The 13,438-nt window shown below is 59.0% G+C and carries 15 protein-coding genes; 4 read left to right on the forward strand and 11 right to left on the reverse strand.

The genetic code is table 11. The annotated features are described in order from the left end of the window. Nucleotides 1–172: 172 nt before the first annotated feature. Nucleotides 173–571 carry a DUF3742 family protein gene (locus PSH76_RS08895; RefSeq protein ID WP_020300919.1) on the forward strand — a complete coding sequence of 133 codons (399 nt, stop codon included), beginning with the start codon at nt 173–175 and terminating at the stop codon, nt 569–571. Here PSH76_RS08895 and PSH76_RS08900 read toward each other — a convergent pair. From PSH76_RS08900 to PSH76_RS08920, 5 genes are all read right to left on the reverse strand, one after another. Beyond that, nucleotides 560–2,101 carry a conjugal transfer protein TraG N-terminal domain-containing protein gene (locus tag PSH76_RS08900; RefSeq protein WP_020300918.1) on the reverse strand — a complete coding sequence of 514 codons (1,542 nt, stop codon included), beginning with the start codon at nt 2,099–2,101 and terminating at the stop codon, nt 560–562. The genes PSH76_RS08895 and PSH76_RS08900 overlap by 12 nt on opposite strands. 10 nt (nt 2,102–2,111) lie before the next feature. Further along, the gene (locus PSH76_RS08905; protein ID WP_020300917.1) at nt 2,112–2,420 is read right to left on the reverse strand and encodes a hypothetical protein; all 309 of its coding nucleotides are present in this window, start codon (nt 2,418–2,420) and stop codon (nt 2,112–2,114) included. A gap of 3 nt (nt 2,421–2,423) precedes the next feature. Next, entirely contained in the window at nt 2,424–3,806 is a 1,383-nt protein-coding gene (locus tag PSH76_RS08910) for an integrating conjugative element protein (RefSeq protein WP_032903621.1), read from the reverse strand. After that, a complete protein-coding gene (locus PSH76_RS08915; protein ID WP_032903622.1) occupies nt 3,803–4,759 on the reverse strand; it encodes a TIGR03756 family integrating conjugative element protein in 957 nt (318 codons plus the stop codon). The genes PSH76_RS08910 and PSH76_RS08915 overlap by 4 nt, the downstream gene beginning before the upstream one ends. A gap of 105 nt (nt 4,760–4,864) precedes the next feature. Further along, nucleotides 4,865–5,119 carry a helix-turn-helix domain-containing protein gene (locus PSH76_RS08920; RefSeq protein WP_020300913.1) on the reverse strand — a complete coding sequence of 85 codons (255 nt, stop codon included), beginning with the start codon at nt 5,117–5,119 and terminating at the stop codon, nt 4,865–4,867. Nucleotides 5,120–5,288: 169 nt separating this feature from the next. Between PSH76_RS08920 and PSH76_RS08925 the strand changes: the two genes are divergently transcribed. The 3 genes from PSH76_RS08925 (at nt 5,289) to PSH76_RS08935 (ending at nt 6,891) form a co-directional block, all read left to right on the forward strand. After that, complete coding sequence (locus PSH76_RS08925) at nt 5,289–5,546, forward strand: LasR-specific antiactivator QslA (RefSeq protein ID WP_076964374.1); 258 nt, start codon at nt 5,289–5,291, stop codon at nt 5,544–5,546. Between the two features lie 365 nt (nt 5,547–5,911). Beyond that, nucleotides 5,912–6,160, forward strand: coding sequence for a hypothetical protein (locus PSH76_RS08930; protein WP_020300912.1), 249 nt, complete (start codon nt 5,912–5,914; stop codon nt 6,158–6,160). Beyond that, the gene (locus tag PSH76_RS08935) at nt 6,157–6,891 is read left to right on the forward strand and encodes a zeta toxin family protein (RefSeq protein ID WP_020300911.1); all 735 of its coding nucleotides are present in this window, start codon (nt 6,157–6,159) and stop codon (nt 6,889–6,891) included. The genes PSH76_RS08930 and PSH76_RS08935 overlap by 4 nt, the downstream gene beginning before the upstream one ends. 37 nt (nt 6,892–6,928) lie before the next feature. Here the strand turns inward: PSH76_RS08935 and PSH76_RS08940 are convergent, their stop codons facing one another. Genes PSH76_RS08940 through PSH76_RS08965 form a run of 6 tightly spaced genes read right to left on the reverse strand, consistent with a single transcriptional unit; the run spans nt 6,929 to nt 13,431 of the window. Beyond that, nucleotides 6,929–9,682 carry a conjugative transfer ATPase gene (locus PSH76_RS08940; RefSeq protein WP_032903624.1) on the reverse strand — a complete coding sequence of 918 codons (2,754 nt, stop codon included), beginning with the start codon at nt 9,680–9,682 and terminating at the stop codon, nt 6,929–6,931. After that, nucleotides 9,682–10,098 carry a TIGR03751 family conjugal transfer lipoprotein gene (locus PSH76_RS08945; protein WP_032903625.1) on the reverse strand — a complete coding sequence of 139 codons (417 nt, stop codon included), beginning with the start codon at nt 10,096–10,098 and terminating at the stop codon, nt 9,682–9,684. Before PSH76_RS08945 ends, PSH76_RS08940 begins: the two co-directional genes overlap by 1 nt. Continuing rightward, a complete protein-coding gene (locus tag PSH76_RS08950) occupies nt 10,061–11,581 on the reverse strand; it encodes a TIGR03752 family integrating conjugative element protein (protein ID WP_020300908.1) in 1,521 nt (506 codons plus the stop codon). Before PSH76_RS08950 ends, PSH76_RS08945 begins: the two co-directional genes overlap by 38 nt. Next, complete coding sequence (locus PSH76_RS08955) at nt 11,571–12,383, reverse strand: TIGR03749 family integrating conjugative element protein (protein ID WP_020300907.1); 813 nt, start codon at nt 12,381–12,383, stop codon at nt 11,571–11,573. The genes PSH76_RS08950 and PSH76_RS08955 overlap by 11 nt, the downstream gene beginning before the upstream one ends. Next, nucleotides 12,380–13,021: a PFL_4703 family integrating conjugative element protein gene (locus PSH76_RS08960; protein WP_020300906.1), complete on the reverse strand. Its 642-nt coding sequence runs from the start codon at nt 13,019–13,021 to the stop codon at nt 12,380–12,382. The genes PSH76_RS08955 and PSH76_RS08960 overlap by 4 nt, the downstream gene beginning before the upstream one ends. Then, entirely contained in the window at nt 13,018–13,431 is a 414-nt protein-coding gene (locus tag PSH76_RS08965) for a TIGR03750 family conjugal transfer protein (RefSeq protein WP_020300905.1), read from the reverse strand. The genes PSH76_RS08960 and PSH76_RS08965 overlap by 4 nt, the downstream gene beginning before the upstream one ends. Between the last annotated feature and the right edge of the window lie 7 nt (nt 13,432–13,438).

Below are 13,438 nucleotides of genomic sequence, written 5' to 3' on the forward strand. Positions count from 1 at the left end.
ATTTATCTGGGTCAATCACTGTAGATAGGCTTTTTCACGGGGCTTGTCTTCTGTCTTCCAGTGAAGATTTTTTCGGCTGGGCAAACTGATAAACGGTCAGGCACGGACAGTTTTCAGTAGTAGGCTGTTACTCCTGTCTCAACCATGAAAACGCTCAGAAGAGTGCGAGAGCATGCCGACTCAGCAACCTGTTCAGAATTCACGTGGCCACAGCTGGGCGTACGCATGTGGCACGTCGGTAAAGCGTGGTTATCGCAAATTGCAAGCGTTTGAGTCCCGCCTGGCTGAGCGTGCGGTGACGGCAGGTATGCCCGCAGGTAAATTACTTGTTCGCGGGAGCTTTCTGATTGCCAAACTGGCATTGATCGGAGGATTGCTCTTTGTCAGTGTTTGGCTGGTTACTTTTTTTGTGATGATGCTGGCTGTCATCACTTTGCTATGGTTCAGGGCTTTTGTTGGTTCCGATCATCAAGAGGAAAGTCCAGGGCCAGACTACCTAGGTGCTGATCTCTACATCGGTGACTTCGATGACAATGGGCATTATATAGGCGACAGCAAGTCATCTAATTGAACGTTTTGCAGCACCCAATATTTGATCCGTACCTTTGCTCGCTGAATCACTTGCGGCTTTGCTACCGTTCGCCAACATGCCTTGAATCCCGTTGCCGACTGAATATCCTGCCCAGCTCATGGCCCCTAGAAACAGCATTGGTAGCACGATGAACATCGCCCCCATCACATACTCGATCACCTGTGCCGTGACGGTTCCATCCATGAAGCCGGATGTGGGCAGCGATAACAGCACTTGATTGGAAGCCGAAACCTGGTTGTACAGCGTATCGAGCATGCTGGAGTCGATCCAGCGAGCGAGTTCCCACCAGAAGCTCAGCATGTGTAAGGTGAACAGCGCGAACGTCACGGTCATGACAGTTTTCAACTGGTAGGTACTGACCAGCAGGATCAGCGGCAAGCTGATGATGACGCCCATGATCAGGAACGCCTGCACCATCGGCAAGGCGGCGCGTAGTGCATTCATTGCCGGGAAGTTGCTGAAGGAACCGAGGGCCAGCCCGGTATTGGTGGCTAGGTTATTGAGCCCCTGATTGATCGAGCCGCCACGAGCGCTGGAACCATAGTCCTGGTACACCTGTCCGGGCGACATGGACATCGATTGCTGGCGCGGACTGACCAGTTCGCGCAGGGTGGCATCCTCGATGTCGTTGCTCGAGCGGCCAGTCAGCCAATTTTTCAGCTGAGTCAGCAGAGAGGGATCAACCTGCTGGATCAACTGCTCGCGCAAGCCAACACCGCTGTCGCTCCACCACTGCTTGCAAGTGGGGTAGCCCGCGGCACTCTCCAGCCGCGGCAAGGAAACATCGCGGCTTTCGTCATACGGCCAACTGATTCGCGGTGTGCGTGAACGATCCGTGTCGTAGTAGCCGGGCGTGTCGAGAAGATAGCTTGAGCCGATCCAGGACGCGTCGTGACTTTGTGCCTTGTCCAGTTGCGGGCGATTGGTAAACAACCGAGAACGGGAATAGCCATAACAGTCGCGGGTGAAGTCGGCGACTTCCTGCAGCAGTACCTGGCTGTTGATACGCGAGCTGTCGATCTCCATGCGCATCTGCCGAATATCCGGTGCGCAGGGAATGGAGGCGGTGGCTGCGGCGGTTACTCCTTTGCTCAAGGCATGCACTAGAAACCACCAGATCGGTACGTTGGCGGAGCGTTCGCCGATGGTATTGAAGGTTGTCCCCCAGGCGGTTTCCGCTGGCTTGGCCACATTTACGCCGCAGCGCTGACTTGCCGCATCATCGAACGTCATTGACGAGAGGCTCAACGGAAAGACCGGCGCGCAGCCGAACAATACGACGATGTAGGCCAGCCACAACCGGTTCTCGATCCGTGGCACCGAGAGCAATCCCTTGTTTCCCTCATCCGCGCCTTGCTGACGGGCTGACAGCCATTCCTGGAGGATGATCGCGCCAAAGGGCGCGGCGAACAGTCCGGTGTCGGACAGGACGCTCCAGAGTCCGTTGTTGATGATCCAGGCCAGCAGGGAGAGGTAAAACTCCAAGTAGCTGTTGGTGCTCATGAGCATGGTGGTGACCTCACAGTCGGGTGAGTTCGACGAAGGTAAAGAGCACGAGCCCTAATGCCCCGATGCGTTTCACGCGCAGTCGATCCTGTGGTCGATGTCGGTAGCGCCGAAGCAGATCCACCCACAGCGCGAAGAGGGCGCCGTAGAGCAGGGCACGCCACCACTGCAGATAGGGCCTTACGGATTCGAATGCCTGCTGCCAGACCTCGAAGCTGCCCAGCGCAGCGTGGCCGATCCATGCGACCAGTGCGGCGGTCAGGATCATCACTGCGGCAATCCCCAGACTCGAAAGCAAAGTGAATAGCGGTGAGCGTTTCATGGCTCACTTGCGCCTGGCGTCAGCGTCATTGAGTCGGCCCGGCTCAGGGTCGCCTTGCTCGACGGTGCGCGAAGCATCAGCACCGCCGGCATGCCGATCGAGCACTAGGCTGGCGGTATTGGTGGCCAGCATCTGCCGGACCTGCAGTTCGGTCTGCAGCAGGCGGATTTCGCGCTCCAGAGCGTCGATGTTTTTCGTCAAGGCGGTTTGGGCCGGCTCGGCGGAGGCGATGTTCGGTTCGTGACTGCCCGCCAACAGGGTGCGCAGTAGCAGCAACGCTTTGTCGAGCACACTGGACAAGGCCGTCTCACTGGCCAGGCGCCGTGCCAACAGATCCTGGTCGGGATCGTCGCGCAGGGCTTCGACCACGCCACGGGTTACCGGCAGCATTGGGCTGGAGGCTTTAGCCAGATTGTCAGGGGTAGGCGGCAGTGAGCCAGACAGCAGCCCTTGCAGGGCCTTGAGGCGTTCGCTGTAGGCCTCCTGGATCAGCGGCGTCAGTCCGCTGCCAGCGGTCGCACGCAGGGTTTCGCAGGTATCGCAGGTCGTGACTTCAGTTTCGCCCAGCACGCGAACGGCCCATTCGGATTCCTCCTGGGGCGAAGCCCAGGTCTGGCAAATGGCCCCACCCAGGCAATCGCTATTACTAATCGAGGCATTGTCATCCATCGACCGGTTATGCAGCAGGTTGTAGCCCGCGCGCACTACGTCGGCGGTCACCCGAATGGGCGTCTGCCCATCACCGCCAGCCTTCGAGCCGCCGACCCAGGACACCCCCTTGTTGCCGTTATGGGCCTCGGTGTTTTTCACCGCGGCCACCGCATCACCGCCGGTTTGCTCCAGATTGCCCTGCATCTCCTGGTTCTTGGCCAGCGCGCCCCAGCCGGCTTGACCGACCTTGTCCGCCATCTTCTCGGCCATGGCCTGGCAGGTCAGCTTCGAGCGGTCGAAGTCGATACGCCCCTGCATCACCCCGTTGCTCAACAACTCATAGAGGCCGGGGTTGGCGCGTTGGATGATCAACGCCGGCAGCGACATCACGGCTTGGGTCGCGTTCTGCACGATGCTGCCCATGATCTGCTGGAAACCTTCGGTGACGCCGTTCAGCTGGTTTTGCAGGGTGTTGGTGAGGCTCATGTTTCCGCACATCATGTTCGCCCGCCATGACCCGCCGACACCGAGACCACTGGGTCGGTAGAGCGAGCTCGGTGAGCCGACTGCCGAGCCGCCACCAATGGTGTACATCACTCGGTCGTCGAGTACTTCACCTTGAGTACCCAGACGGTAATCGCCCTCGGCGGCGTAGGCATGTGTGGCAATGGCGAGCAGTCCACAGAGCAACAGACTCATCGTGCCCAACCAGGGCCGCGCGAGAAGCCGACTCATGAAGCACCTCCTTCGAAGTCGATGCTGAACAGGAAGGTCTGTCCCTCACGTTTGCAGCAGCTATAGGGACGCCACAGCGACCAGGCGTAGCCGCCATCCGCGCTCTGTACCGGATCGCTGGGGAAGATGGCGCACGTGGGCTGCACCTGGGGGTAGAGCAATTGCCATTTGTGGGTCGAAGCGTCGTTTTCAACGATCGGGCCAGGCGGCCAGTAGCCGTCGCGTTTGGCGGGCGTGAGTGGTAAGTACACATGCGGCTGCCAGTTGTGGGTAATCACATCGCCGGCGCGTTGCGCCATGACTGCGGCCGCCTTGAAATCGTCGGGCTGTACCAGAAAGCCCTGCCGGGGATAAACGTTGCCCCACATGTTTCCCGAGACCTGACGACCAATTTCACGGATCCCCGGCATGAGCGATTCGGGGTAGAAACTTTCTGGGATGCCATGGCGCCAGGCCAGTGAGTCCAGGGTACTCAGGTAGTAAGGCATTAATGCAGTTGCACCGCTGGCGCAGGCATAGCCGGATTGCGAAGCCAATTGCGTTGCGACCCAGCCACCGGGGTGGCCGATGCCATCAACGTTCTTGAATCGAGGCAGGTTGTCGCGGCGGGCGTTCGGCGTGATCAGGTTGCCGCCACCTTCTGCACCGCTGATGGGAGCGGAGAGGGTGGTCATCTCGGTCCAGGGGTTATTGCCGGTGGTGGCGTAGCTCGAGACGACCAGTTCAGGAATGAAATGACGAACCTTGGTCGAGGTTTTGACTGTGCAGCCGAAGGGCGTGCAGAGTAGCCAGAAACAAATGCCGACGACCCTGTATTCGAGACAGTTTGGCGAAAGCACGGAGGAGGTGATGCTGACGGTGTCCAGCGCCATGCTTGGGCCGCACGCCAGCAGAATGCTTAGCGCCAAGGGCCTTAGTTTTGTGGGCGGAAGTGACGAGCAGGCAACAGGCATTATCCAGGCTCTCGGTGTATGGCCTGGGCAGGTTCGGTTAGGGACTGAAGACTGTCAGTGGGAATTATGAAGGCGGATCTATCGGATTTGTGAGGCGTGGGTCTATTATTTGACGTGAAGGGAGCTGCGCAGGGTATCGGCGTCTACAAGTAGTTGATCTGTGGTGATTTCGAAAATATTGGCGAGTTTGCACAGGACCAACAGCGAGGGGTTGCCCGCGCATCGTTCGATTTGGCTGACGTAGGTGCGATCCACCTCGGCCATGAGCGCCAGCTGCTCCTGGGTAAGGTTCTTTACGCGCCGCATCCAGCGGATGTTCTCCGCCAGTTGCAGACGAAGTTGTTCGTAGTCTTGAGTCATGCGCGCAAATTGCGCCTTGAGGGACTCTCAATCCACGGGATATAGTCTACATTGGCATTCAACTAGGCCATTTGGTGTTCATGCCTGGTATCGAGCGTTCATTTGGTGTCGTTACGCTTTTCGAAGCTGCGCCCAGCATCTAACAATAAATCAGAAATTTAGGGTGTGTATGGACCAAAACTACATTTCAATTCCTGCGGCGGATGGTTGCCCAAGTCTTCTGACACCTTGGGGCAGCGAATTTTCGCCGATGATCGAGCGTGGTGTGCAATGTGCCCAGGCTTGGCTTGAGGCAACGACCGATATTCCTTTGTGGTGGGAACTGGCGCAAACGCGCAAGACCTTTCCTGTCGGTGACTGCCAAGATGCCTTCGAAGCCGGTTTTCTGTTGAGAATTCAGCAACGGCTTCGGAGCGTGTCACAGTAACCCTGTTGCTTATGGGCGATTGCATCGTCTTGATCGCCCGTTTGCACTCAACCTGGCTGCATCGACACAGACCATGCAGTTTAAGAACGATTGCCGCTTCGCTGGCGCGTTTTTTCCACCGGCTGAACAACTCGGTGGGGGATTGTGCTTCCCTTATTTGGGCGCTGCACCAAGGGCGGCACTTGCTTCAAATGCCACCGGTCATGCATCGAACGTGAAAATCTCTTGAAAGGTATGGTTCCAGACGCCATTCCTCTAGAATGAAGGCTGACAGAAGTAGCTTTCGCCCTGTTACAAACAGGTTTACGTAGCTAAGATTCTGATTAAGTGCAGATTCTGCACGCTCTGAGAACGTGGAGCGCGATATGAAAGCCAAACGAGTGTTGAGTGACGATCTGGTGAGCCGACTGGAGGATAAGATCCCGGTCATGGCTGAAGGCGCCATCAATACCGCCTATATCAACGCCCTGGCTGCCGGCCGCAGTGTGATGGAAGTCATGAACGGCATGCTTGTTGAAACGACTGCTGACGGTAAGCACAAAGTCATTCGGGTGGCCAAGCCCAAGCACAAAGTGACTCTGGGTGGCGTCATTAAGGTGCGCCGTTGCTCATGACTGTCCCTCGGTTGAGGGTCTTTGCTGGACCCAACGGCTCCGGCAAGAGCACGATGAAGAGTGCCATCCCTTCCCACCTGATCGGTATCTACATTAACCCGGATGAAATCGAGAAGGCTGCCAAAGACAGCGGTCGTCTGGAGTTCAGTGATTTTCAACTGGAAGTTGAGGGTGATGAGGTCCTCGGTTTCATTAGGGAGCATCGGCTGGTCAGGTCTGCCCGGCTCGATGAGGAGGCGACCAACATAGGCTTTAGCAGCAACGGCCTGAATTTCCAGACGGTCGCGATGAACTCCTATTTTGCCTCCGTGCTCTCTGACTTCATCCGGAACAAGCTCCTCGAAGACCAGCTGTCTTTCACCTTCGAAACGGTGATGTCTAGCGACGACAAAATCGCTTTTATGCTCAAGGCAAGAGAGTCTGGATACCGAACCTACCTGTACTTTGTGGCAACTGAAGACCCTGACATCAATATCAACAGGGTCAGGAACCGTGTCGCGGCAGGTGGGCACCCAGTTCCCACAGAAAAAATTGTACAGCGCTACGGCCGTTGCCTGAGCCTGCTGCCTGTGGCTATTGCTGCTTCGGACCGGGCCTACATCTTCGATAACTCCGGTGCCGATCTGGTGCTGCTGGCCGAAGTTACGGATGGGACGGACCTTGAGTTCAAGGTTGATGAGGTCCCTGACTGGTTCATGGATGCCTACGTTGAAAAGGTGTCCAACGGCTAGCTGCCGGATTGGCCAAGCTGGGAGCGCCACACCTCCCTTATATGGGCTCTATTCCTCGTGCGCTATCGATCCGTTCAGCTACCCGGTAAGCCGCTTCCAACTCCGAACAGCCATTCTCCTGCATCAGTGTCCAGCGTTCGGCTTTTTCCTCGGGCTCTGTCATGGCCAAAGCGAGGTAAAGACTGGGTGGCACGGCTCGAAACAGCGTCTCGAGCTTTTTCGACAGCACCACTCCCTCGGTGTATTTCCCCGGCTCTTTGCTGGCGGAGAGCAACAGGGCTTTCTGCGCAGGTGAAAGCTTCTTGAACCGTGCGATTTCTTCGATTTCCGCGGGCGGCATATTCAAACAAATCCACCATTCGATCATGTTGAGCATGGTCTGCGCAGCCGTGGGAAAATCAGCAAGGTTCTGCGTCGCCAGCCAGAACCAAGCGCCGAGCTTGCGCCACATCTTCGTCCCCTTGACCACGAACGGCGCCAGCAACGGGTTCTTGGTGATGATATGACCCTCGTCGGTGACCATGATGATCGGTCGGCCCAGGTACTGGTCGCGCTCGGCGAGGTTGTTCACGGTGTTCATCAAGCTGATGTAGCTGATGGACATCTGTGCCTCGTAGCCTTCGCGCGCGTAAGTGGCAAGGTCGACAATGGTCACATCGCTCTCGGGCCAAGGCGTGCCTTCGCGATCGAACAGTTCACCCTCGAAACCCTGGCAAAATAGGTCGATGGACTCGCCCATTTCCTGGGCACGCTCGCGACGTTTCTCCGGCAAGTGCGGGTCGGCGGCGATGCCCAGCAAGGCGTCGCGTACGTCGCGGGTCAGTACCTGGCGACCCGCCGCGACGCAGGTCTGCGCCGCATCGAGAATGCACTCGCGGATCAAGCTGCGATCGGCTCGACTCATGCGCGCCTCTTCTTTGGCCTCGCCGCCGGTGATCATCAGGCGGGCAGTGATTTCCAGTTCGCCGAGAACATCGCGCTGGTCTTCGTGACTGGTTACCACCTCATCGTCCAGCTCATCGATCGACAGACTCGCCACCTGATCCGGCTGCTCGACCAGGCGCCAAGCATCGGCGAACGGGGCGAGACAGACCGAGGCGCCAGGTTTCAATTGGACCTTGTTGACCGACAGGCCCTGTGTCGCGAAGTAGTCTCCCTGCAAGCCGAATGAGTTGCCGGCCTCTACGATAAACAGGCGAGGGCGGTACACGGCCATGACCTGCATCAGTAGGGTGACCAAGGTCGCCGACTTCCCGGCACCGGTGGGGCCGAACAACAGCAGATGACCGTTCATGGCCCGATCCAGGCGTGACAATGGGTCGAAGCTCAATGGCGAGCCGCCGCGGTTGAACAGGGTGATGCCCGGGTGGCCGGTGCCGGTGCTGCGGCCCCAGACCGGAACCAGGTTCGCTAGGTGCTGGGCGAACATCAGGCGGGTGTACCAGTTACGCGTGTCGCGGGCCGGGTTGTAAGCCATCGGTAACCAACGCAGGTAGCTGTTGCAGGCGGCGACCTCATCGCCTTCACTTACCGGTTGCAGCCCCGCGCCCAACAGCGCGTTGGCCAGGCTGACCGAGCGCTGGTGCAATTGCTGTTCATCGTGACCGCGTACGTAGAACGCCAGGGTTCCTCGGTACAGCTTGTGCTGGCGGCCGATGATCGCGCGAGCCTCTTCGACATCCTGACGAGTCTGGGTCGAGGCCAGGTTTTCACCGATGGCTTTGCGAGCTAGGCGGTTCAACTGATCCTCGAGTACATCCTGTGGTTTGACCATTAAGGTCAGACTCGTCACCGTACCTTCGGGTAACTGGTCGAACAGCGCATTCACCGCGTCACCCTTGCGGGTTTCGCCGGTGAGTTGACCAATCGATGGTGCCCGCCGCAGTTTGTCCACCACTATCACCCGGTGGGGTTGATCGTCGAAAAACCAGAGTCCGTGCTGCACATCCGAACGCGGTTCGTTGAAGAACAGCCGCTCGGCAAAGTCATGATCGAAGGGCAGATCCAGCGACTCACCGTCACCCGACTCCGGATAGGCCACGCGGCGGTAGAAATTTTCGGGCGCTTCATCAGTGAGCCTGGGGGCCGGATTGAACCAGGGCAATAACCAGGCATACAGACCTCGGCCATCGACTCGCGTTGAGTGCACCCCGCACGCCTGCAACGAAGCACGGATACGTTCGCAAGCCTGTTGCAGGGATTGCACCGGGGTGAGTCCCGTCTCCTCAGCGTCAGATTCAAGCCAGCGATAGACCACCAGACGCACCCGTCGGTTATTGCCGCGCCAGGGCAGGCGCGTCACCACCTGATCCTCAAACAGACCACCGGGCTTGGCGATGGCCTTCAGATGACGGCGGCTGAGCTGCAAATACGCCTCGGTGAAGACCGTACCTCGCGCGCTGTTCTGAATATAATCGGTGAGCTGGGTCAGGTAGGGTGTGAAGTCGTTGTCGTCTTGACAGAAAAACTGCGCCACCCAAGGCGCTTGATCCAGCTCGTCAAAGCTATCTTGCAGGGCGTCTTCGAGGGCGTCGCGGACCGCCATCAGCCAATCGGGTTCGCGCCCTTCGGTGCCGATGGGCAGCAACTCGAACACCGCACCCACCGAGCGATTGTCATCCAGTAGAAAACACTGCTGAGTGTCGAGGTATTCGACCCAAGGCAGGTAATCGGTGAAGCTGGGGTTGTGCGCATAGAGTGCGGCCTCATCGGCCAAGGTCGCGCGAGGGCGCAATGGATTGCGCCAGCCTTTCCACGTGGGAGTGCGATTGCCCGAATCGCCGCTACGCACTACAGGTCTTCCTGACGTTCACCAGGTAATGCGTACTGCACACGTTGGTAGAACGGAAAGACGGTCGAGTAACCTGGGATCGGTGCCTGCTCGGTACCACTCAGATGCGGATACACGTATAGCACCAGATCGGGATTGGGCAAGCGAGGGAACAGGTTGCGGATCTCGTTCGCCGCTGTGCGAGTGTACGGTTCCTGGAGAGAAAAGGAGAAATCTGCTTGAGCCAACGGGCGGCGTAACTGCTGCCGAGCATCCAGCAGTTGCTGCTGAGTGCCTTGCGAACCGGCGCCGTTCCAGATGTCCAGCATGGTTTGCTCTCCATGGGGCAGAAGCGTCTCCTTGTCGGTGGAGCACCCCGCCAGGACCCAGCAGAACACGCTAATCCAGGTCAGGCAGGGAGGCATGGTCTTTTTCATGGCGAACGCTCCGGCCCTTGGGCTCGTAGTCGATGGTGATCTCATGGTCGAGGTGCAGCGCGACTTGTGCTGCCGGTGGCACGTACACGGCAGCAAAGGCTTCGCCATACAGCTTGTTGACCCACTCGCGGATGTCGCTGACCCCGCCGCTGAGAATTGAATTCAGCGCGCTGTTGCCACTGCTACTGGTGACCCCGAGGGTACTGCCGCCTGAACTGATTACGCTGCTGTTGTTCCGCTCATCCCCGAGCAGGGCGGCGACACCGGCGCCGGCGGCAGTGATCAGGCTCTGGCTGCCGAGGTATTGCTGAGCGTTCGAGCGGCGCTCGCCAGCGATGCAAGGAATGCCATACGGATCGGACAGGTAACCGAGTCCGCCGCGGATCTTGTCGGTGTTTGAGCTCTGGGTGGTGGAGGCAGTGCGGCTGGCTACTGCTTTCGGCTGAGGTACCGTGCGGATGGTGCCATCGGTAAACACAAAGGTGATTGACTCGACCTGTCCACGTACGCAAGACAGGGTCCAGTCACCGGACGCGGTGCCGCTCATTACGGCACCCGCGACGTCTGGCAGGTCGATGCCGTTGGCGGTCAGGTTCTCAGGGCCGACCAGCACTTTGAAGGGATAGGGATCATTCACAGTGCCGTCCACCGGGACGCGGCCGATCAGCGCGGTCATGGCGACTGAGCCCATCAATGTCGCGTTTTCGGGGATGGTGTAGACCGGCTTCGCCCCTTCGGTTCGGTCAACGGATCGCGTCAGGTCACGCTCACCCTTGGTGACTGCACGTAGCTGTTTCTGGCTGCGATCAATAGGATTGTCTTTCAAGCCTTCCAGTGAGTTGAAGGCGGTAGGCAGACTCAATGCGAGGGAGGAGGTCTTGGTTTTGCCTCGGGTGTCGGTGCCCGAAGCATCCGAGGGTTCAATCCACTGCAGCGCATCATTGGCAGGATGCTGTCCGTCAAACTGAGCACCGTCGCCAGGCTCGAGCCCCAATCCGATTGGCATATCCTTGCCTTTGCCGGTCAGCCCCGACAACTGATCCTGCAATTGCGTGAGCAGGCCGCGAGCCTGACGACTGTCTTGTTCCGCTTTGAGTCGGGCCTCGTTGGCTTGGCGGCGGCCTTCGTCGACCTGCTGGGTCACACTGCCAAGCGCGGTCTGGATACGCGAATCGACACTGTTTTCCCGCTCGCGTAGGCGGTTGTTTTCCGTCTGCAGTGAGTCATTGTGTTTCTTCAAACCGAGCATGTCGCTGCGCATGGCCTTCACCTGGCCGACCAGGGTGGCGACCGTGTCGCGTGGGGTATCGCCCGCAATGCCGAGCGACTTGGCTTGCTCGGCGGATAATTGAATATTGCCCTGATCAACTGGGTGCTCTGGAGAAGGTGTGCTGCCACCCGGGACCCAGGTTTTCAGGATGATCAGTACCACGCCCAGCAGCGCAGCCGGTACCAGCCATTTGAGCAAGGCGTTAGCTTTCATCGTCAGCACCTCGCGCAACGGGCGGTAGCAGCACGGCTTGCTCGAGGCCGGCACCGCGGGTGACAAGGTAGGCGATCGTGGTGTCTTCAGCGCTGCCGACAGGCCCGAGGAAAGCATGCTGGAAGGCCGCGGCGAACAGCTTGGCCTGAAGTCGACGTGGATCGAGTTGCACCGTCTCTGAACCACGATTGCGCAATTTCACCGCCGTCACCCAGTAATCACCGAGTCGCCAGACGGCGATGGGTGTGCTGGACACGTTTTCGGTCGGCAGCAGGGTCGGCAGTTCGGTACGCAGCTTGAGCGGGACGCGGCGTACACCGGGCAGGGACTCCACGGTGCGCAGCGGCGCGTACAGGCTTTGCGCGGCGTAGCGCGTCAAAGCGACCGGGATCGGTGTGCGTTCTGGAACAGGGACGGTGCTAGATTCAGCCTCGGTAGCTTGCCCCTGAGCATTCTTGAGAATACGTACGGGCTCCAGCGGTTGATCGCCGGGAGTGGCCGCGATATCCAGGAGGATGATCTCGCCCGTCGTGACCGATTGCAGCTGCAGTCGGGTCGGTGCAATGGCTTCCGACGCTCGCAGGTACAGCGTGCCGCCGGTTGATTGCACACGCAGCTTGCCGGTCAGGGTTGAGGGCACACCGACGCGAACAGCCTCATCGATAAAGACCACTCGTTCCTGATTGATCACCAGCGGGACCGCGAGGGGGAGGCGTTCCCAGTGCATCAGCTCGACGGCCTGCGCTACAGCTCCCCATAGCATCAGTGCAACGGTGAGTCCCAGGGTAGAAATCCGCTTCATGGCTCACCTCCAGGCAGGGAGATTTTTTGCGGAGTGCCCTGATAACAATCCAGTGCCAGCCCCCACTTATTGCGTTCGGGGTCCAGATCAAAACGCACCACGCGCAATGGATACCGCACCACCACCCGTTTCACCGGTTCGGCGGCGTAATATTCATCGGCATTGAGATCGAGCTTGACCAGCCAGCTGTCGCGGTCGAGTTGCTTGACCCTGAGTTCCGGATCTTCGCTGTAGCCTCGGCCCAGAATTTCGTAGACGCCACGCACCCGCTGGCGCAGCTCGCCGGCGGCCTTGCGGTACTCATAATCACCGTCGAGGAAGGCCTTGCAGGCGGGTGTCAGGTAGGACTGCAAGCCATAGATGGCGCGGCGATAATCCTGCTCGCCATCCGAAGGCCAGCGGTTGAGTTGGCCAAAGATGTACAGGGCAAAGGCATAGACATTCTCTGGGGGGACATCCCACCACTTGCGAGTGCTGCCCGAGCGCAGATCCGGGGGGACATGCACCGTCAGATCGGTCGGTGCCGAGCGCCAGCCATACCAAAGTCCGGCACAGACCAGGGCCAGAATCACTACCGCCAGACGCAGGCTGAAGATGTGGGCGTGTTGGGCATCCACCTTGTTCCGAAAACGATTCATGGTTGCCACCGGAACAGGGCAGGGCGCAGTCGACGCGAACGGCGAATCGTCCAGGCGCCGGAGTGGAGAATCAAACTTCCGCGCCCCAGGCGCCAACGGCTGGCGAGTATCCATTCGAGCTTGCGGTACAACCAGGTCTCGGGGCGAGCCCGTTTGGCCCGACGCAAAAGCGTACCACCGGCAAATAACACCAGCGCCATGCTTGCGATCATGCTGGTCGGCGCAACGGCAATAGACGAGGTGACGATCCCTAGAGGAACGCCCAGCAGCAGGCCAATGGCGGCGCCAGTGCCGAGAGCTACCCACATCTCATCATTGGTCAAACCGCGCAGTACGGCAGGATCGCGGTTGAGTCGCTCCGGCAGAAAGACCAAGGTGCCGTCGGCAAGGCGTTCGATAGTGTCGTTCATGTCGACC

It is taken from the genome of Pseudomonas sp. FP215, from assembly GCF_030687795.1.
In the GTDB taxonomy this organism is placed as follows: Bacteria; Pseudomonadota; Gammaproteobacteria; order Pseudomonadales; family Pseudomonadaceae; genus Aquipseudomonas; species Aquipseudomonas salmasensis.